The following is a 17733-nucleotide window of genomic DNA, read 5'->3' as shown; positions in this document are numbered from 1 at the left end:
GGACGCCTCGATCGGACCCAGCCCCATGATCTCCGGCGACAGGCCGCTGACGCCGGTGGACACGATGCGCGCCAGCGGGGTCAGGCCGAGTTCCTTGGCCTTGGTGTCGCTGGTGATCACCAGCGCGGCGGCGCCGTCGTTCAGCGGGCAGGCGTTGCCCGCCGTCACGGTGCCGTTGGGCCGGAACACCGGCTTGAGCTCGCTGACCTTCTCATACGTGGTACCGGGACGGGGGCCGTCGTCGGTGCTGACGGTGGTGCCGTCGGGCAGGGTCACCGGAACGATCTCGCGCTCGAAGAACCCACTCTTGATCGCTTCCTCGGCGCGGTTCTGGCTGCGCACGCCCCAGCGGTCCTGCTCCTCCCGGCTGACGCCGGTGAGGATGGCGACGTTCTCGGCGGTCTGACCCATCGCGATGTAGACGTCGGGCACGTTCCCGTCGGCCCGCGGGTCGTGCCATTCGTCGGCGCCGCCCGCCGCGGCGGCGGTGCGCTCCTGGGCCTCGTCGAACAACGGGTTCTTGGTGTCCGGCCATGAGTCGGAGTTGCCCTTGCCGAACCGGGACACGGTCTCCACGCCGGCCGAGATGAACGCGTCGCCCTCGCCGGCCTTGATGGCGTGGAACGCCATCCGGGTGGTCTGCAGCGACGAGGAGCAGTACCGGTTGACGGTGGTGCCGGGCAGGAAGTCATAGCCGAGCTCGACGGCGACCACCCGCGCCATGTTGAAGCCGGACTCGCCGCCGGGCAGGCCGCAGCCCAGGATCAGGTCGTCGATCTGGTGGGGGTTGAGCGCGGGCACCTTGTCCAGCGCCGCGCGCACCATCTGGGCGGCCAGGTCGTCGGGTCGCATGGAGACCAGCGACCCCTTCATCGCGCGGCCGATCGGCGAGCGGGCGGCGGAGACAATAACGGCTTCAGGCATGACGGTTCCCTTCAAATCCCTTCCGGATTCCGGCGAGCTCGCTTCACAAACCGTTGACTGGACGCCGACGGACTAGGACAAATCTAGTCGTTGCCAACCGGTGGGCACGAGGACGGGGCGGGTCCCGGCGCCGGGCGACGCCACAGCCGCGACATCACGCTGGTTCGGGTGTGCCGCTGTCCGAGCACCGGCGGGGTCGTCGACGCCGCCAATTCCAGCGGCGGGATGTCGACCTCCTCGCCCAGCGCCTCGCACAGCGCGCGCAGCAGCGCGTCGGCCGCGATCGCGTACGCCGGGGCGGACGGGTGGAAGCCGTCGGGGGAGAACATCACGTGCGGCGTCGACCGGAATTGGGGTGTCAGCAACTGCCCGAGCGGTACCGGCATGCCGCCCGCGGCCCGGACCGCCGCGGCCTGGGCGCGCGCGAGCTGCGAGCAGCGCTCGTGCGCCAGCGACCGAAGCGGTTGCGGGATGGCGGTGATGACACCCAGGTCGGGACAGGTGCCGGCGACCACCACCGCGCCGCGGGCGCGGAGCTTGCGAACGCTGAGCCCCAGCCGCTGCGCCGACTGGCTCACGCCGTTGAGGGCCGTCACGTCGTTGGCGCCCACCATGATCACCGCCGCGTCCGGCGGCGCCCCGGCCACGAACATCGCATCCACCTGGCCGCACACCCCCTTCGACGTGGCGCCGACGATGGCCTTTGTGCTCAGCCGGATCCGCTTGCCGGTCTGCTCGGCGAGGCCCCGGGCGATCCGGACCCCCGGCACCTCCTCGGGGCTCACGCACCCGTACCCGGCGGCGGTGGAATCGCCGAAGATCATCAAATGCAGGTCGACGGGCATGCCGCGGTGCCAACGCTCCACCGGCCCGCCGCCGCGGGTGTACACCCCGTCGGCGCGCGGCGGGATGTCCCATGACTTGGGGATGACGGTGCGCGCGTGCGTCGCCTGACCGACGAGCAGGTTGCGCGCACCCAGATAGGCAGTTCCTGTCGAGGCGAGGGCGCCTGCGGTGGCCAGGGCGATCGCCGAACGACGGGGCACCCGCATGGTCACGCAACCTATTTTAGATGGGCTTGCATGTTTGCGGGGTCGGGCGACGAACAATGTGGTCACGGGAGGAATCAAATTGGTAACGAATCAGACTTTTTAAATGTTCTCTTAAGAAGTGCCTGTCAAGCTGAGTCGGCGGGGTTGGCTGAGTGCCTTGGATGAGCGGCTGAACCAGACGCTTAGCTGCCTCGTCACATGCTGTATCGCACTACAACGGCGTAGGAAGTGTTGAGCATGAGCGCACCCGGTCAGGTATCCGGTTCCCCCCGGACTGCCCTTCGTCCTTATCAAGTTCTCAAGGCGCGTCGCGCGGAAACGCGCCGGTACGCGATGAGCGACGGCGCGCCGGTCGAGGTCCTCGAGTCCGGGCCCAGCGTTGCTGCGCGGCTGGCCAACCTGACGTCGCGGGTGACCATCCGGCCGGTGCTGTCCGTCGGTAGCCACGTCCCCAACTTCCCCTGGCCCTGGGGGCTGATCGACCTGGCGGCCCGGGTGGTGCTGCCGGTGTCGGCCACCGTGCGCGAGACGGTGAAGCTGCCCAACGCCTCGGCGCAGCTGGTGCGCGCGCCCGGTGTGCTGCCCGCCGACGGCACCCGCCGGGTGGTCGTCTACTTCCACGGCGGCGCGTTCCTGACGTGCGGGGCCAATTCGCACGGCCGGCTGGTCGAGACGTTGTCTCAGTCCGCCGACGCGCCGATCTTGGTGGTCAACTACCGGCTGCTGCCCAAGCACTCGATCGGGATGGCCCTCGACGACTGCCACGACGGCTACCAGTGGTTGCGGCTGCGCGGATATCAGCCGGATCAGATCGTGCTGGCAGGCGACTCCGCCGGCGGCTACCTGGCGCTCGCGCTGGCGCAACGCCTCCAGGAGGAGGGCGAGGAGCCCGCGGCGCTGGTGATGATCTCGCCGCTGCTGCAGCTGGCGAAGGAAGACAAGCAGGCCCATCCCAACATCAACACCGACGCGATGTTCTCGCACCGGGCGTTCGACGCGCTGGCCGAGCTGGTCGCCAGCGCGGCCACCAAGCACAAGGTCGCGGGGCGGCCCGAGGAGACCTACGAGCCGATCGAGCACATCAAGCCCGGCCTGCCGCGGACGCTGATCCACGTCTCGGGATCCGAGGTGTTGCTGCACGACGCGCGGCTGGCGGCGAGCCGGTTGGCCTCGGTCGGGGTGCCGGCCGAGGTGCGGGTGTGGCCCGGCCAGATTCACGACTTCCAGTTGGCCGCGCCGATCGTCCCCGAGGCGGTCCGGTCGCTGCGCCAGATCGGCGACTATATCCGCGAGGCCACCGGCTAGCGCAACGCCGCGGGCGTCAGGGGGAAGCCGTCGTGCACCGCGGGAACGTGCCTGACACGATGAACGCATGCGGATCGCCCAGCACATCAGTGAGCTCATCGGCGGCACGCCGCTCGTGCGCCTGAATTCCGTCGTCCCCCAGGGCGCCGGCACCGTGGCGGCCAAGGTCGAGTACCTCAACCCCGGGGGCAGCTCGAAGGACCGGATCGCGGTCCGCATGATCGACGCCGCCGAGGCGAGCGGGCTCCTGAAGCCCGGCGGCACCATCGTCGAACCCACCTCCGGCAACACCGGCGTCGGCCTGGCGCTGGTCGCCCAGCAGCGCGGGTACAAGTGCGTGTTCGTCTGCCCCGACAAGGTCGGCGAGGACAAGCGCAACGTGCTGCTCGCCTACGGCGCCGAGGTGGTGGTCTGCCCGACGGCCGTGCCGCCCGAGCACCCGGACAGCTACTACAGCGTCTCCGACCGGCTGACCCGGGAGATCGACGGCGCCTGGAAGCCCGACCAGTACGCCAACCCCGAGGGCCCGGCCAGTCACTACGCCAGCACCGGCCCGGAGATCTGGGCGGACACCGACGGCAAGGTCACCCATTTCGTCGCCGGCATCGGCACCGGCGGCACGATCACCGGCGCGGGCCGCTACCTCAAGGAGGTGTCGGGCGGCGCCGTGCGGATCATCGGCGCGGACCCCGAGGGGTCGGTGTACTCCGGGGGCACCGGCCGGCCCTACCTGGTCGAGGGCGTGGGCGAGGACTTCTGGCCCGCCGCCTACGACCCGACCGTGCCCGACCAGATCATCGCGGTGTCCGACTCCGACTCGTTCGACATGACCCGGCGGTTGGCCCGCGAGGAGGCGATGCTGGTCGGGGGGTCGTGCGGGATGGCGGTGGTGGCCGCGCTGAAGGTCGCCGAGGAGGCCGGCCCCGACGCTCTGGTGGTCGTGCTGCTGCCCGACGGCGGCCGCGGCTACATGGCGAAGATCTTCAACGACGCCTGGATGTCGTCGTACGGGTTCCTGCGCAGCCGCCTCGACGGTTCCACCGAGGAGTCCACGGTGGGCGACGTGCTGCGCGGCAAGTCCGGCGCCCTGCCCGACCTGGTGCACACCCATCCGTCCGAAACCGTGCGCGACGCCATCGGCATCCTGCGCGAGTACGAGGTGTCCCAGATGCCCGTGGTCGGCGCCGAGCCGCCGGTGATGGCCGGCGAGGTCGCGGGCAGCGTCTCCGAGCGCGAGCTGCTGTCGGCCGTCTTCGAGGGCCGGGCCAAGTTGGCCGACGCCGTCGCGCTGCACATGAGCCCGCCGCTGCCGATGATCGGCGCGGGGGAGTTGGTCAGCGCGGCGGGCAAGGCCCTGCGCGACTGGGATGCGTTGATGGTGGTCGAGGAGGGCAAACCCGTCGGGGTGATCACCCGATATGACCTGCTCGGCTTCCTTTCGGACGGGCCGCGGCGACGCTGACGACGCGCCCGTCCGGCGCGTGACGATGTCTCGCCCGGCCGCTGTGCGCTCGGGTACTGTAATGCCGCCTGGTTCAGCTGGTCCGCAGTGGAAGGGGTGCTCGTGACCGATCAACCGCCGCCCGGCGGCGACTACCCGCCGCCGCCCGGACCGGCGATCCGCACGTTGCCGACGGAGTCCTACACGCCGTGGCTCAGCCGGTTCCTGGCGTTCGTCATCGACATCCTCCCGTACGCCGTCGTCCACGGCATCGGCACCGGGATCCTCGTCGCCACGCAGCAGACGGCGTGCGTCACCGACGTGACGCAGTACGCCGTCAACCAGTACTGCGCGACGCAAAACTCGACCATCGGCCTGGCCGCGCAGTGGCTGGCCTCGCTGGTGGGTCTGTTCTATCTGATCTGGAACTACGGCTACCGCCAGGGCACCACCGGGTCGAGCGTCGGCAAGTCGGTGATGAAGTTCAAGGTGGTCAGCGAGGTCACCGGCCAGCCCATCGGTTTCGGGATGTCGGTGGTGCGTTCCCTGGCGCACTTCGTCGACGCGATCATCTGCTTCATCGGTTTCCTTTTCCCGCTGTGGGATTCGAAGCGGCAAACGCTGGCGGACAAGATCATGACGACCGTCTGCCTGCCGTCCGACGGAACCGAGCAGCTGCCGGGCTAGTCGTGCGGGCGCGGTAGCCGGGGCGGCCGTCGCCTAGGCTGATCGTCGATGAGCGCCGACCGCACCGGACACTTCACCGGACTCGCCACCAAAGCGATTCACGCCGGCTACCGGCCGGACCCGGCGACCGGGGCGGTCAACGCCCCGATCTACGCCAGCAGCACCTTCGCCCAGGACGGCGTCGGCACGCTGCGCGGAGGATTCGAATACGCGCGCACCGGAAACCCGACGCGCGCCGCGCTGGAGGCCTCGCTCGCGGCGGTCGAAGAAGGCGGCCACGGGCGGGCGTTCGCCTCGGGCATGGCCGCCACCGATTGCGCCCTGCGGGCGATGCTGCGGCCCGGCGACCACGTGATCATCCCCAACGACGCCTACGGCGGCACCTTCCGGCTGATCGACAAGGTGTTCACGCAGTGGGGCGTTCACTACACGCCGGTCGCGCTGTCCGACCTCGACGCCGTCCGCGCGGCCATCACGCCGCAGACCCGCCTGATCTGGGTGGAGACGCCGACCAACCCGCTGCTGTCCATCGCCGACATCGCGGCCCTCGCCGAAGTCGGTCAGCAGTACTCGTCAAAGGTGTTGGTGGACAACACTTTTGCCTCACCTGCGCTGCAGCAGCCGCTGACGCTGGGCGCCGACGTGGTGCTGCATTCGACCACCAAGTACATCGGTGGCCACTCCGACGTGGTGGGCGGCGCGCTGATCACCAACGACGCCGAGCTGGACGTGGCTTTCGCGTTCCTGCAGAACGGAGCCGGGGCGGTGCCCGGCCCGTTCGACGCCTACCTGACCATGCGCGGGCTGAAGACCTTGGTGCTGCGGATGCAGCGGCACAGCGAAAACGCCTCGGCCGTAGCCGAATACCTCGCCGGGCACCCGGCGGTGAGCGCCGTGCTGTATCCCGGCCTGCCGGGCCATCCCGGGCACGAGGTCGCCGCCCGGCAGATGCGCGGGTTCGGCGGCATGGTGTCGGTGCGCATGCGGGGCGGCCGGCAGGCCGCGCGGGATCTGTGCGCCCGCACCGAGGTGTTCATCCTGGCCGAATCGCTCGGGGGGGTCGAGTCGCTGATCGAGCACCCCAGCGCCATGACGCACGCGTCGACGGCCGGTTCCCAACTGGAAGTGCCCGACGACCTGGTGCGGCTGTCGGTCGGCATCGAAGACGAGGCGGACCTGCTGGCCGACCTCGAGCAGGCCCTCGGCTGACCAGCGCCCCGACGGCGCCTACGAGTGGTACGGCTCCGCGCTGACGAGCGTGACCTCGACGGTGTTGCCGTTGGGCACCACGTAGCTGCGGGTCTCGCCCACCTTGGCGTCGATCAGGGCTCCGCCCAGCGGTGAGTTGGGCGAGTACACCTCGAGCTTGCCGTCGTTGACGCCCTCCTGGCGGGTGGCGATCAGGAAGGTCTCACTGTCCGACTTGTCGCCGTTGTAGTAGACCTTCACCACCGAACCGGGCAATGCGACACCGGACTGCTTGGGCGCTTCGCCGACCTTGGCGTTGTTGAGCAGGTCCTGCAGCTGACGGATGCGGGCCTCCTGCTGGCCCTGCTCCTCACGGGCGGCGTGGTAGCCGCCGTTCTCGCGCAGGTCGCCTTCTTCCCGGCGGTCGTTGATCTCCGCGGCGATGACCGGACGATTCGCGATCAATTGATCGAGCTCCGCCTTCAGCCGGTCATGTGACTCCTGGGTCAGCCACGTCACCGAAGTGTCCGTCATCTCGTCGTGCTCCTCGTGTTGTCGTTCCGCGAAACCGCGTAAGCCTGTTAAACCCCACCGCCGGAGGTATCCGGGTTCTCTCCCCGAGTGCTGCCGATCCGTTGTGCTCACGGCCTTAATGCAGCAATACACGGTCCCATCAGGAACCGTGCATTCACCCATGTTACCACCGCGCAAACAATTGATGACCCCAAATTCGCAGTTCGGCTGTTGTCCGGGGGCTCACGCCGGCCGCAGATAGGCGGGCACGTCGGTTCCGCACCCGTAGATGTCGGCCATCACGGGCGGTTTGCTGGACTTCACCGTGGTGGTCAGCTGCACCGTGGCCGCCTCGGACGGAGGCACCAGCACCTCCCGGCGGCCCGTCTCGCTGCCGTCCTTGGCCCGGACCCGCACGATGCAGTCCACCGGCCGCGACGGATCGGATCGCGTCACGCTGATCGTTACCGACGCGGTCTGGTCGTCGACCAGCCGATAGCCGGCCAGCGTGCCCGTCACGGCGCTGGTGCCCAGCCGGTGGTAGCCGACGACGGCGATCACCAGGCCGGCGGCGACCACCAGCGCGCCGAGGCCGACGATGACCCAGCGCCGGCGCACCCGGGAGCGCCCGTAGCGGCTCTCCGGGCGGGAGGCGGAAGTTTCGGTCATCTGGTGGGTATGCCTGGATGGTCGGCTGCCGGGCGGTGGCCGGCAGCATGCAACGATCTGAAGAACTGGAATTATAGGTTCGCAACCGGCGACCAGTTGACCGACAAGGGGGCACGTGAGCGAGCTGCGGTTGATGGCGGTGCACGCCCACCCCGACGACGAGTCCAGCAAGGGCGCCGCCACCCTCGCCCGGTACGCCGACGAGGGGCACCGGGTGCTGGTGGTGACGCTGACCGGTGGTGAACGCGGCGACATTCTCAACCCGGCGATGGACCTGCCCGAGGTGCACGGCCACATCGCCGAGATCCGCCGTGACGAGATGGCGAAGGCCGCCGAGATCCTCGGTGTCGAGCACACCTGGCTCGGCTTCGTCGACTCCGGCTTGCCGCAGGGGGACCCGCCGCCCCCGCTGCCGGAAGGATGCTTCGCGCTGGTGCCGCTGGAGGAGTCGGTCGAGGCGTTGGTCCGCGTCGTTCGCGAGTTCCGCCCGCACGTGATCACCACCTACGACGAGAACGGCGGCTACCCGCACCCCGATCACATTCGCTGCCACCAGGTTTCGGTCGGCGCCTTCGAGGCGGCCGGCGACTATCGGCGTTTTCCCGATGCGGGCGAGCCGTGGACGGTGTCCAAGCTCTACTACATCCACGGGTTCCTGCGGGCCCGGATGCAGTTGCTGCACGACGAAGCCGTCAAGCACGGCCAGGAACCCCCGTTCAAGAAGTGGCTCGAGCATTGGGACGCCGCGCACGACCCCTTCGAGTCCCGGGTGACGACGCGCGTCGAGTGCTCGAAGTACTTCAGCCAGCGTGATGACGCGCTGCGGGCCCACACCACCCAGATCGACCCCGAGCACGACTTCTTCGCCGCGCCCATCGAATGGCAGCAGCGGCTGTGGCCGACGGAGGAATTCGAGCTCGCGCGCTCGCGCGTCCCCGTCCGGCTGCCCGAGGACGACCTGTTCGCCGGAATCGAGAGTGACGGGTGAACCACGTTCTTCTGATGGCGAGCGCGCTGGCGGACGGCGCGCCGCAGCACACCGGGCCCGATTTCGGCAAGGCCAGCCCGATCGGGCTGCTGATCGTCGTGTTGCTGCTGATCGCCACGCTGTTGCTGCTGCGGTCGATGAACCGGCAGCTCAAGAAGGTGCCCAAGTCGTTTGACCCCGAGCCCGACCAGGCCGCCGACGAGAGGACCGAAGGGGTCGACGGCGCCGACGGACAGCCGCCGGACCAGGCCAAGGGATCGCAGCGGCCCCCGGGACCGGGCGATGAGCCGGGCTGACGCCGCTACGACCAACACCCTCGGGCTGGCCACCAGCCCATATTTGCGCCAGCACGCCGACAACCCGGTGCACTGGCAGCAGTGGACCCCGCAGGCCCTGGCGGCCGCGGCCGAGCGCGACGTGCCGATCCTGCTTTCCATCGGCTACGCGGCCTGCCACTGGTGTCACGTCATGGCCCACGAATCGTTCGAGGACGACGAGGTGGCCGCCGCCATGAACTCCGGATTCGTCTGCATCAAAGTCGATCGGGAGGAGCGCCCGGATCTCGACGCCGTCTACATGAACGCCACCGTCGCGCTGACCGGGCACGGGGGTTGGCCGATGACGTGTTTCCTGACGCCGGACGGACGGCCGTTCTTCTGCGGCACTTACTACCCGAAAGATGGCTTTCTGCAACTTCTTTCGGCCGTATCCGCCACCTGGCGCCAGCGCCGCGGCGAGGTGGAGGAGGCGTCCGACGCCATCGCCGGCGAGCTGCGTGCGATGTCGGCGGGCCTGCCCTCCGGCGGCCCGGACGTCGCGCCCGCGCTGTGTGACCACGCGGTGGCCGCGGTGCTCCACGACCAGGACACCGCACGCGGCGGCTTCGGCGGCGCACCCAAATTCCCGCCGTCGGCGATTCTCGAGGCGCTGCTGCGCAACTACGAACGCACCGGATCCCAGGCGGCGCTGGATGCGGTCGCGCGCACCGGCACGGCGATGGCCCGCGGCGGCATCTACGACCAGCTCGCCGGCGGCTTCGCCCGCTACAGCGTCGACAACGCCTGGGTGGTGCCGCATTTCGAGAAGATGCTGTACGACAACGCGTTGCTGCTGCGCGCCTACGCGCACTGGGCCCGGCGCACCGGGGACCCGTTGGCGCGCCGGGTCGCCGCCCAGACGGCGCGGTTTCTGCTCGACGACCTGGCCGACGGCGCCGTGTTCACGTCGTCGCTGGACGCCGACGCCGACGGCCGCGAGGGCTCGACGTACGTGTGGACGCCCGAGCAGCTGACCGAGGCGCTCGGCCCCGACGATGGCCCTTGGGCCGCAATGTTTTTCGCGGTCAACGCGACCGGCACGTTCGAACACGGAACTTCGGTGCTGCAAGCACCCGCCGATCCTGACGACCCGCAACGGCTGGAGCGGGTGCGGGCCGCCCTGCTGACCGCCCGCCTGGCCCGACCCCAACCCGGGCGTGACGACAAGGTCGTCACGTCCTGGAACGGCCTGGCGATCACCGCGCTGGCCGAAGCCGCCGTCGCATTGGACGACCCCGAACTCGCCCGCGCCGCGCGGAACTGCGCGACCGCGCTGCTGGGCTCGCACCTCGTCGACGGGCGGCTGCGGCGGGCCAGCCTCGGCGGCGTGGTCGGCGACAGCGCCGCCATCCTCGAGGATCACGCGACGCTGGCCACCGGCCTGCTCGCGCTCCATCAGCTGGACGCCGACGCCGGGTGGCTGACCGCCGCGACCGAGCTGCTCGACACCGCGCTGCGGCACTTCGCCGACCCGGAGCAACCGGGTCGCTGGTTCGACACCGCCGACGACGCCGAGCGGCTGATGGTGCGGCCCGCCGACCCGCTGGACGGCGCGACCCCGTCCGGCGCGTCCTCGATCACCGAGGCGCTGCTGACCGCGGCGCACCTGGTTGAGGGGGAGCGCGCGGAGCGGTACCTGCGTGCGGCGGGCGAGGCGCTCGGCGCGCATTCGCTGTTGCTCGAGCGCGCGCCGCGCTCGGCGGGCCACTGGCTGGCGGTCGCCGAAGCCGCCATCCGGGGTCCGCTGCAGATCGCCGTCGCCTACGATCCGTCGCGGTCGCCGCTGCTGGCCGAGGCGCGACGGTTGGCGCCCGGCGGGGCGATCGTCGTGGGCGGCGAAAAGGACTCGTCGGCGCTGCTGGCCGGCCGCGACCGGGTGGCCGCCGCCGACGCCGCCTACGTGTGCCGCGGCCGGGTGTGCGACCTGCCGGTCACCACCGCCGAAGACCTCGCGGAGGCGCTGGCGGCGCCACGGTAGCGTGACGTTTCATGCCGAGCGCCGAACAGATCACCGACACGGTCAACCGCTACATCGAACTGGTCGCCAAGGGCGGCGCCGACGAACTGGTCGAGCTCTACGCCGATGACGCCACGGTCGAGGATCCCGTCGGCGGCGACGTGCACATCGGGCGCCAGGCGATCCACGGCTTCTACTCCGCGGTCAACGACGTCCAGCGCGAGTGCGAGTTGGTGACGCTGCGGGTGGCCGGCAACGAGGCGGCCTTCCATTTCCGCCTCACGGTCACCGCCGGGGAGCACCGCATGGTGATCGAGCCGATCGACGTGATGGCGTTCGACGAGGACGGCAAGGTCGCCCACATGAAGGCCTACTGGTCAGCGGCACCCACTCCTAGCCGGCTCAGTGCAGCCACGCCTGGTTGCCGACGTAGAACACCGCGAACCACATGGCGATGTAGTGCAGGATCGCCGCTACGGCGGTGAAAGCGTGGAAGAACTCGTGGTAGCCGAACGTGCTGGGCCACGGGTCGGGCCAGCGCAGCGCGTAGAAGATGCCGCCGACGCTGTAGAAGACGCCGCCGACGGCCAGCAGCACCATCGCAGCCACCCCGGCCTTGTGCAGGATGGTCGGGCAGTACCACACGGCCACCCAGCCCAGCACGATGTACAGCGGCACGCCCAGCCAGCGCGGCGCCGACGGCCAGCACACCTTGAGCAGGATGCCCGCCACCGCGCCGCCCCAGACGATCCACAGCACCTCCATCCCGGTTTGCTGCGGCATGGCCAGGCGGGCGAACGGTGTGTAGCTGCCGGCGATGAACACGAAGATCATCGAGTGGTCGAGCCGCTTCATCAGGTTGCGGGCGGCCGCCGACTTCCACTGCACCCGGTGGTAGGTGGCGCTGACGGCGAACATCGCCACCGTGGCCGCCGCGTAGACCAGCGTCGAGTGCCCTGCGCGCGGCGAGGACGCGGCCCACGACACCGAGACCAGGGTGGCGCCGGTGATGATCGCCAGCCAGGCGGAGACGAAGTGGATCCAGCCGCGCATGCGGGGCTTGGTGAGGACGCTGGCCGCGCCTTCGACAAGCTGTTCGACCGTATTGCCCGGCGTGATCGCCTCGGCTCCGCGCTCTGGGGTGGCGGGTGTGCTCGTCTGGCTACTCATATCTCCTGGGGCCTCGTCGTGCAGGTCGGGAAACTGCCAGTGGCTGCTTACCCGCCACAGTAATCGGCAACCGCCGCGGAGGGGTGTTCGCATCGCGGTGAGATCGCCGGATCAGCAGGGGGGAATTTGGTGTAGCTCACAGTAGGCTGAGTCTCCGTGGAAATTATCCCGCCGCGTCTCAAAGAGCCGCTGTATCGCGTCTACGAGCTGCGGCTGCGGCAGGGTCTGGCGTCGTCCAAATCCGACCTGCCCCGCCACATCGCGGTCCTGTGCGACGGCAACCGGCGGTGGGCCCGCGACGCCGGCTACGCCGACGTCAGCTACGGCTACCGCATGGGCGCCGCGAAGATCGCCGAGATGCTGCGCTGGTGCCAGGAGGCCGGCATCGAGATGACCACGGTCTACCTGCTGTCCACGGAGAACCTGCAGCGCGATCCCGAGGAACTGGCCGGTCTGATCGAGATCATCACCGATGTCGTCGAGGAGATCTGCGCGCCGGCCAACCGCTGGAGCGTGCGCACCGTCGGCGATCTGGAGTTGCTCGGCGAGGAACCGGCCCGGCGGCTGCGCGGCGCGGTGGAGTCGACGCCCGTCGTGGCGCCGTTCCACGTCAACGTCGCGGTGGGTTACGGCGGCCGTCGCGAGATCGTCGACGCGGTGCGGGCGCTGCTGAGCAAGGAGCTCGCCAACGGTGCGTCCGCCGAGGAGCTCATCGACGCGGTGACCGTCGACGGCATCTCCGAAAACCTGTACACCTCCGGGCAACCCGATCCCGACCTGGTCATCCGCACGTCGGGGGAACAACGCCTCTCCGGGTTCCTGCTGTGGCAGAGCGCGTATTCGGAGATGTGGTTCACGGAGGCGCACTGGCCCGCATTCCGCCGGGTCGATTTCCTGCGTGCGCTGCGCGACTACAGCCAGCGGCACCGCCGGTACGGCAAGTAGCCGAGGGGCTTAGCGGTCGTTCGACTCCGTGACAAACTAGGTTCATGGCTGCGCTGTCGGCGGTGGTGTTCACGCTGAGCGGCTGGCTCGGGTTGTACCTGCTGGCTCGCGATCCACGTAAGCCGGTGCTGGTGTTGGCGGCGATCGGGCTGTGCGGCTTCGCGTTCGTGGTGGGGCTGGACGGCGTGCGGACCGTCAGCCCGGCGTACGCGCACCTGCTCGCCCGCGTCGAGATCTACCTGGTGGCGATCCCCGGTGTGGCGTGGTTCGCGGTGCTCGTCGAGCTGTGCCGGCCCAGCGACGGTTCGAGGGCGCGCACCCGAGAGGTGCTGCTGGTCGCCGGGGTCGCGGCGCTGACGCTGGTCGGGGCAATGCTGGCCGGCAGTGTCGACGGGCCGCTGCGCACGGGCCACTGGGTGATGTTCGCGGTGATCTCGGTGTCCACCTTCGGCGCGATGGCGGTCGCGTTGCGGCAGCCCCGCCGGCCGCGGTCGGCCGTCGGGCTCGCCGTCGTCGCGACCCTGTTCTTCGCGCTGGGCAACGCCATCCTGATCATTCCGCTGGGCCTGGTGCCCAGCTGGGTTGCGCTCGCATCGACGAGCCTCGACGTCCTCTCCCTCGGGATCGCCGTGGCCCTGTGGGACGCGTTCGACGAGGGCCAGGCGTTGCGCGCCGACATGCTCCGCTCGTTCGCCGGCTCGGTGGCGGTGGCGGTGCTGTTCGGCGCCCAGGCGCTGATCGGCCTGGCGCTGACGCGCGACGACCGTGCCGCGCAGACCGCGCTCACCGTGCTGCTGTTCACCAGCCTGGCCGTCGCGATCGCCGTGCAGGTGCTCGCGGATCCGCTGGCCGGGGTTCTCGACCGGCTGGCGTTCTCGAAATCGCCTGCGCTGCGCGAGGATCGGGCGGCGCTGCGCAACACCGGCGCGGCGCTGCCGCTGCGGTCGGTGGATCCGCTCAACCACGTCGACGACGCCACGTTCGCCAGGCTCACCCGCCGGGCCCTGACGCACTACGCCGACCTGAGCAAACTGGTCGCCAGCCCGTTGACCGCGCTGCCCGTCATCGACGAGCGGCTCGCCGCGCGGGGCGCACCCGACCATCCGCTGGAGCGGGCCAACGAGCTCAAGGCGGTTCTCGCCGAGGCGATCGGGCGGCTCAAACCGCGCGACGCCGGCGACTTCGGGACCACCGAGCAGTGGCGGCACTACAACTCGCTGTACTTCCCCTACGTCGTCGGGGTGCGCGCCTACGCGCAGAACGCCACCGCTGCGGGACTGGATCCGATCGCCCGGCAGGCCTGGCAGTGGTTGGTGACCGACGTGCCGCAGCGCTCGCTGCACAACTGGCAGAACGCCGCCGCCCGGTTGATCGCCGCGGACCTGCGGGCCCGGGTCCCCGTGACCAGCGACTAGCCGCTCGACCCCGGCGTCCGTCACTTCAGTCACCGGCGGCGGCGTCGTGCCCGACTCGCAGCGACACCGCGGTCGGACACCCGCCGGAGGCGCGACTGTCGCGCTGCGGCGGGCACACCGTCGTGTCCCCGAAATTCTGTGACTGCTGGGGCTGCTGAGCGCCAGGCTGGCGTCTGTCGAATAACAATCGGGATTCGGGACCGCAAACGGGAATAGCCGAGTGAACTCGCTGGTCTGTGTATGCGTGGCAGTAGTTGGCAGTGCCACGAGTCGATATGGCAGTGGGCCGGCGGCACGCTGATGTTCGACCCCCAATCGCCATCGCGAGGAGTAATCACATGATGTATGCATCTGGCGCACCCGGTCTGGCAACCCGACCCCTCTACGACGCGACCGACTCGCTGCTGCGTTTCGCCATGCGCGCCGACGCCACCCTCACGGGACTGTGCGGTTTGGCCATCGCCTTTCTCGCCGACCCACTTTCATCGCTGACGGGCCTGACGTCGTTGCAGGAGTACAGCCTCGGCGCCCTGTTCGTGTTCAGCGGCTTGGCCGTGTTCCTCGTTGCGGCGGCGCCGAACCTGCGCCGCGTCGGCATCGGCGTCATCGTGGCCAACGTCGTGTTCACGCTGGCAGCGATCGTGGCCGCGGGCGTGTTTCCGCTGTCCGCCACCGGGATCGCTGCCACGCTGGCCGTCGGCGTGTACACCGCGGCGTTCGCGGGGCTGCAGTACCTGGGGGTGCGCCGCCTCGAAACGGCGTGACCGCTAGAGCTTGCGCAACCGGAGCCGGTTGATGGAATGGTCGGCGTCCTTGCGCAGCACCAGGGTGGCCCGGGGCCGCGTGGGCAGGATGTTCTCGACCAGGTTCGGCCGGTTGATGGATCGCCAGATCTCGCGCGCCGCGGCGACGGCCTTGGTGTCGTTGAGCGCGGAGTAGTGGTGGAAGTGCGATTCGGGGTCGGCGAAGGCGGTGCCCCGCAACGACAGGAACCGCGACACGTACCACTGCTCGATGTCCTCGATCCGGGCGTCCACGTACAGCGAGAAGTCGAACAGGTCTGACACCATCAAGGTCGGCCCGGTCTGCAGCACGTTGAGGCCCTCCAGGATCAAGATGTCGGGATGGCGGACCACGTGCTTGGCCCCGGGAATGATGTCGTATTTCAGGTGCGAGTAGACCGGCGCGCACGCGTAGTCCGAGCCGGACTTGACCGACGTCACGAACCGCATCAGCGCCCTGCGGTTGTAGCTCTCCGGAAAACCTTTGCGGTGCATCAGGTTTCGCCGGTCGAGTTCGGCGTTCGGGTACAGGAAGCCGTCGGTGGTCACCAGGTCGACCCTCGGGTGGTGATCCCAGCGGGCGAGCAGGGCCTGCAGCACGCGGGCGGTGGTGGATTTGCCCACCGCGACACTGCCGGCCACGCCGATCACGAACGGCACCGGCCGGTCCGGATTTTGCTGCGGCTCACCGAGGAACTCCGCGGTGGCGGCAAACAACCGCTGGCGGGCGGCGACCTGAAGGTGAATGAGCCGGGCCAGCGGCAGGTAGACCTCTTCCACTTCGAGGAGGTCAAGCTGCTCGCCGAGACCGCGCAGGCCAACCAATTCCTCTTCGGTGAGGGCCAGCGGCGTCGACATGCGAAGCGCGCGCCATTGCTTTCGGTCGAACTCCACATAGGGGCTCGGCTCGCTAAGCCGCGGCATGGTGCAAGTGTTGCAGGGGCGGACGCGCGCCCGACGGCTGGGCTGGCTAAACCGTCGCTGGATAGACTGGCGCCGTGACTGCTGCACCCGACGCCCGGCCCTCGACCTCTGTGATGTCCTCCCCGCTCGCCGAGGTCGACCCCGACATCGCCGAGCTGCTCGGCAAGGAGCTGGGCCGCCAGCGCGACACGCTGGAGATGATCGCCTCGGAGAACTTCGTGCCGCGCTCGGTGCTGCAGGCCCAGGGCAGCGTGCTCACGAACAAATACGCGGAGGGTCTGCCCGGCCGGCGGTACTACGGCGGCTGCGAGTACGTCGACGTCGTGGAGAACATCGCCCGCGACCGGGCCAAGGCGCTGTTCGGGGCCGACTTCGCCAACGTGCAGCCGCATTCGGGCGCGCAGGCCAACGCCGCCGTCCTGCACGCTCTGATGACCCCGGGGGACCGCCTGCTGGGCCTCGACCTGGCCAACGGTGGTCACCTGACGCACGGGATGAAGCTGAACTTCTCCGGCAAGCTGTACGAAACCGGCTTCTACGGTGTGGATCCCACGACTCACCTGGTCGACATGGACGCGGTGCGGGCCGAGGCGCTCGAGTTCCGCCCCGCGGTCATCATCGCCGGATGGTCCGCCTACCCGCGGATCCTGGACTTCGCGGCGTTCCGCTCGATCGCCGACGAGGTCGGCGCCAAGCTGTGGGTGGACATGGCGCACTTCGCCGGCCTGGTCGCCGTCGGACTGCACCCCTCGCCGGTGCCGCACGCGGACGTGGTGTCCACGACGGTGCACAAGACGCTCGGCGGCCCACGTTCCGGCCTGATCCTCGGTAAGCAGGAATACGCGAAGTCCATCAACTCCGCGGTCTTCCCCGGCCAGCAGGGCGGACCGCTGATGCACGTCATCGCGGGCAAGGCCGTCGCGCTCAAGATCGCCGGCGCCCCCGAGTTCGCCGACCGCCAGCAGCGCACCCTGTCGGGCGCCCGCATCATCGCGGACCGGCTGACGGCCCCCGACGTCACCAAGGCCGGCGTGTCGGTGGTCAGCGGCGGCACCGACGTCCACCTGGTGCTGGTCGACCTGCGCAACTCCCCGCTCGACGGCAAGGCCGCCGAGGACCTGCTGCACGAGATCGGCATCACGGTCAACCGCAACGCGGTTCCCAACGACCCGCGGCCGCCGATGGTGACCTCGGGCCTGCGGGTGGGGACGCCCGCGCTGGCGACCCGCGGCTTCGGGGATGCGGAGTTCACCGAGGTCGCCGACGTCATCGCCACGGCGCTGGCGGCGGGCACCGCGGCCGACCTGACGGCCCTGCGCCAGCGGGTGACCCGCCTCGCCCGTGACTTTCCGCTGTACGACGGCCTCGAGGAGTGGACGCTGGTCGACCGCTGAGGCGGATCAGGGACCAAAGTCACCAGTTGTCACGACACGGGCCGGGCGATTTCACGAACCTG

The 17733-nt window shown here is 69.7% G+C and carries 16 protein-coding genes and 2 pseudogenes; 12 read left to right on the top strand and 6 right to left on the bottom strand.

Annotated elements, in window-relative coordinates; all coding sequences use genetic code 11:
- Together A9X05_RS06050 and A9X05_RS06045 are read right to left on the bottom strand one after the other, a co-directional pair.
- The coding region (locus tag A9X05_RS06050) for an acetyl-CoA C-acetyltransferase (RefSeq protein WP_067779918.1) at positions 1-924 on the bottom strand (924 nt) is incomplete at its 3' end.
- Between the two features lie 83 nt (positions 925-1007).
- Positions 1008-1970: an SGNH/GDSL hydrolase family protein gene (locus A9X05_RS06045; RefSeq protein ID WP_156675571.1), complete on the bottom strand. Its 963-nt coding sequence runs from the start codon at positions 1968-1970 to the stop codon at positions 1008-1010.
- 243 nt (positions 1971-2213) lie between these two features.
- Between A9X05_RS06045 and A9X05_RS06040 the strand changes: the two genes are divergently transcribed.
- The 4 genes and pseudogenes from A9X05_RS06040 to A9X05_RS06025 all read left to right on the top strand — a co-directional run bounded on the left by A9X05_RS06040 (position 2214) and on the right by A9X05_RS06025 (position 6618).
- Positions 2214-3281, top strand: coding sequence for an alpha/beta hydrolase (locus A9X05_RS06040; RefSeq protein ID WP_067779907.1), 1068 nt, complete (start codon positions 2214-2216; stop codon positions 3279-3281).
- Positions 3282-3348: 67 nt separating this feature from the next.
- Positions 3349-4743, top strand: a complete 1395-nt coding sequence (locus tag A9X05_RS06035; protein WP_067759260.1) for a cystathionine beta-synthase — start codon at positions 3349-3351, stop codon at positions 4741-4743.
- Positions 4744-4857: 114 nt separating this feature from the next.
- A pseudogene (locus A9X05_RS06030) lies at positions 4858-5409 on the top strand (RDD family protein); the annotation flags it as partial.
- Between the two features lie 48 nt (positions 5410-5457).
- A complete protein-coding gene (locus A9X05_RS06025) occupies positions 5458-6618 on the top strand; it encodes a cystathionine gamma-synthase (protein WP_067779904.1) in 1161 nt (386 codons plus the stop codon).
- Between the two features lie 18 nt (positions 6619-6636).
- Here the strand turns inward: A9X05_RS06025 and greA are convergent, their stop codons facing one another.
- The gene (gene greA / locus A9X05_RS06020; RefSeq protein WP_065442111.1) at positions 6637-7131 is read right to left on the bottom strand and encodes a transcription elongation factor GreA; all 495 of its coding nucleotides are present in this window, start codon (positions 7129-7131) and stop codon (positions 6637-6639) included.
- A gap of 222 nt (positions 7132-7353) precedes the next feature.
- A complete protein-coding gene (locus tag A9X05_RS06015) occupies positions 7354-7779 on the bottom strand; it encodes a DUF4307 domain-containing protein (RefSeq protein ID WP_067779901.1) in 426 nt (141 codons plus the stop codon).
- Positions 7780-7894: 115 nt separating this feature from the next.
- Here A9X05_RS06015 and mca point away from each other — a divergent pair, with 115 nt between their 5' ends.
- The 4 genes and pseudogenes from mca to A9X05_RS29445 form a co-directional block, all read left to right on the top strand.
- A complete protein-coding gene (mca, locus tag A9X05_RS06010) occupies positions 7895-8767 on the top strand; it encodes a mycothiol conjugate amidase Mca (protein ID WP_067779898.1) in 873 nt (290 codons plus the stop codon).
- Positions 8764-9063, top strand: a complete 300-nt coding sequence (locus A9X05_RS06005; protein ID WP_067779895.1) for a hypothetical protein — start codon at positions 8764-8766, stop codon at positions 9061-9063. Before mca ends, A9X05_RS06005 begins: the two co-directional genes overlap by 4 nt.
- The gene (locus A9X05_RS06000; RefSeq protein WP_067779893.1) at positions 9050-11062 is read left to right on the top strand and encodes a thioredoxin domain-containing protein; all 2013 of its coding nucleotides are present in this window, start codon (positions 9050-9052) and stop codon (positions 11060-11062) included. Before A9X05_RS06005 ends, A9X05_RS06000 begins: the two co-directional genes overlap by 14 nt.
- Positions 11063-11073: 11 nt before the next feature.
- Positions 11074-11421: pseudogene (locus A9X05_RS29445) on the top strand (nuclear transport factor 2 family protein); the annotation flags it as partial.
- A 22-nt stretch (positions 11422-11443) separates the two neighbouring features.
- Here the strand turns inward: A9X05_RS29445 and A9X05_RS05990 are convergent.
- Positions 11444-12211: a hemolysin III family protein gene (locus A9X05_RS05990; protein WP_067759198.1), complete on the bottom strand. Its 768-nt coding sequence runs from the start codon at positions 12209-12211 to the stop codon at positions 11444-11446.
- A gap of 156 nt (positions 12212-12367) precedes the next feature.
- On the opposite strand from A9X05_RS05990, the gene A9X05_RS05985 reads away from it, so the two are divergent.
- The 3 genes from A9X05_RS05985 to A9X05_RS05975 all read left to right on the top strand — a co-directional run bounded on the left by A9X05_RS05985 (position 12368) and on the right by A9X05_RS05975 (position 15335).
- Positions 12368-13156, top strand: a complete 789-nt coding sequence (locus A9X05_RS05985; RefSeq protein ID WP_067302187.1) for a (2Z,6E)-farnesyl diphosphate synthase — start codon at positions 12368-12370, stop codon at positions 13154-13156.
- A gap of 44 nt (positions 13157-13200) precedes the next feature.
- Entirely contained in the window at positions 13201-14571 is a 1371-nt protein-coding gene (locus A9X05_RS05980; RefSeq protein WP_067779886.1) for a hypothetical protein, read from the top strand.
- A gap of 338 nt (positions 14572-14909) precedes the next feature.
- Complete coding sequence (locus tag A9X05_RS05975; RefSeq protein ID WP_067759191.1) at positions 14910-15335, top strand: hypothetical protein; 426 nt, start codon at positions 14910-14912, stop codon at positions 15333-15335.
- Between the two features lie 3 nt (positions 15336-15338).
- Here the strand turns inward: A9X05_RS05975 and coaA are convergent, their stop codons facing one another.
- Positions 15339-16277, bottom strand: coding sequence for a type I pantothenate kinase (gene coaA / locus A9X05_RS05970; protein WP_067210576.1), 939 nt, complete (start codon positions 16275-16277; stop codon positions 15339-15341).
- Positions 16278-16390: 113 nt separating this feature from the next.
- Between coaA and glyA the strand changes: the two genes are divergently transcribed.
- A complete protein-coding gene (gene glyA, locus A9X05_RS05965) occupies positions 16391-17671 on the top strand; it encodes a serine hydroxymethyltransferase (RefSeq protein WP_067779883.1) in 1281 nt (426 codons plus the stop codon).
- Positions 17672-17733: the final 62 nt, after the last annotated feature.

The sequence above is a fragment of the Mycobacterium sp. E3298 genome (assembly GCF_001666895.1).
GTDB lineage: Bacteria > Actinomycetota > Actinomycetes > Mycobacteriales > Mycobacteriaceae > Mycobacterium.
The sequence above is the reverse complement of the archived record's forward strand: the minus strand, read 5'-3'. Positions and strand labels throughout refer to the sequence as shown.

Bases quoted from the DNA above. Each gene is read 5' to 3' on its own strand.
- glyA (WP_067779883.1), top strand. From the start codon at position 16,391: ATGTCCTCCCCGCTCGCCGAGGTCGACCCCGACATCGCCGAGCTGCTC.
- A9X05_RS05975 (WP_067759191.1), top strand. From the start codon at position 14,910: ATGATGTATGCATCTGGCGCACCCGGTCTGGCAACCCGACCCCTCTAC.
- A9X05_RS06040 (WP_067779907.1), top strand. From the start codon at position 2,214: ATGAGCGCACCCGGTCAGGTATCCGGTTCCCCCCGGACTGCCCTTCGT.
- A9X05_RS06000 (WP_067779893.1), top strand. From the start codon at position 9,050: ATGAGCCGGGCTGACGCCGCTACGACCAACACCCTCGGGCTGGCCACC.
- A9X05_RS05990 (WP_067759198.1), bottom strand. From the start codon at position 12,211: ATGAGTAGCCAGACGAGCACACCCGCCACCCCAGAGCGCGGAGCCGAG.
- A9X05_RS06035 (WP_067759260.1), top strand. From the start codon at position 3,349: ATGCGGATCGCCCAGCACATCAGTGAGCTCATCGGCGGCACGCCGCTC.
- A9X05_RS05980 (WP_067779886.1), top strand. From the start codon at position 13,201: ATGGCTGCGCTGTCGGCGGTGGTGTTCACGCTGAGCGGCTGGCTCGGG.
- A9X05_RS06015 (WP_067779901.1), bottom strand. From the start codon at position 7,779: ATGACCGAAACTTCCGCCTCCCGCCCGGAGAGCCGCTACGGGCGCTCC.
- A9X05_RS06025 (WP_067779904.1), top strand. From the start codon at position 5,458: ATGAGCGCCGACCGCACCGGACACTTCACCGGACTCGCCACCAAAGCG.
- coaA (WP_067210576.1), bottom strand. From the start codon at position 16,277: ATGCCGCGGCTTAGCGAGCCGAGCCCCTATGTGGAGTTCGACCGAAAG.
- greA (WP_065442111.1), bottom strand. From the start codon at position 7,131: ATGACGGACACTTCGGTGACGTGGCTGACCCAGGAGTCACATGACCGG.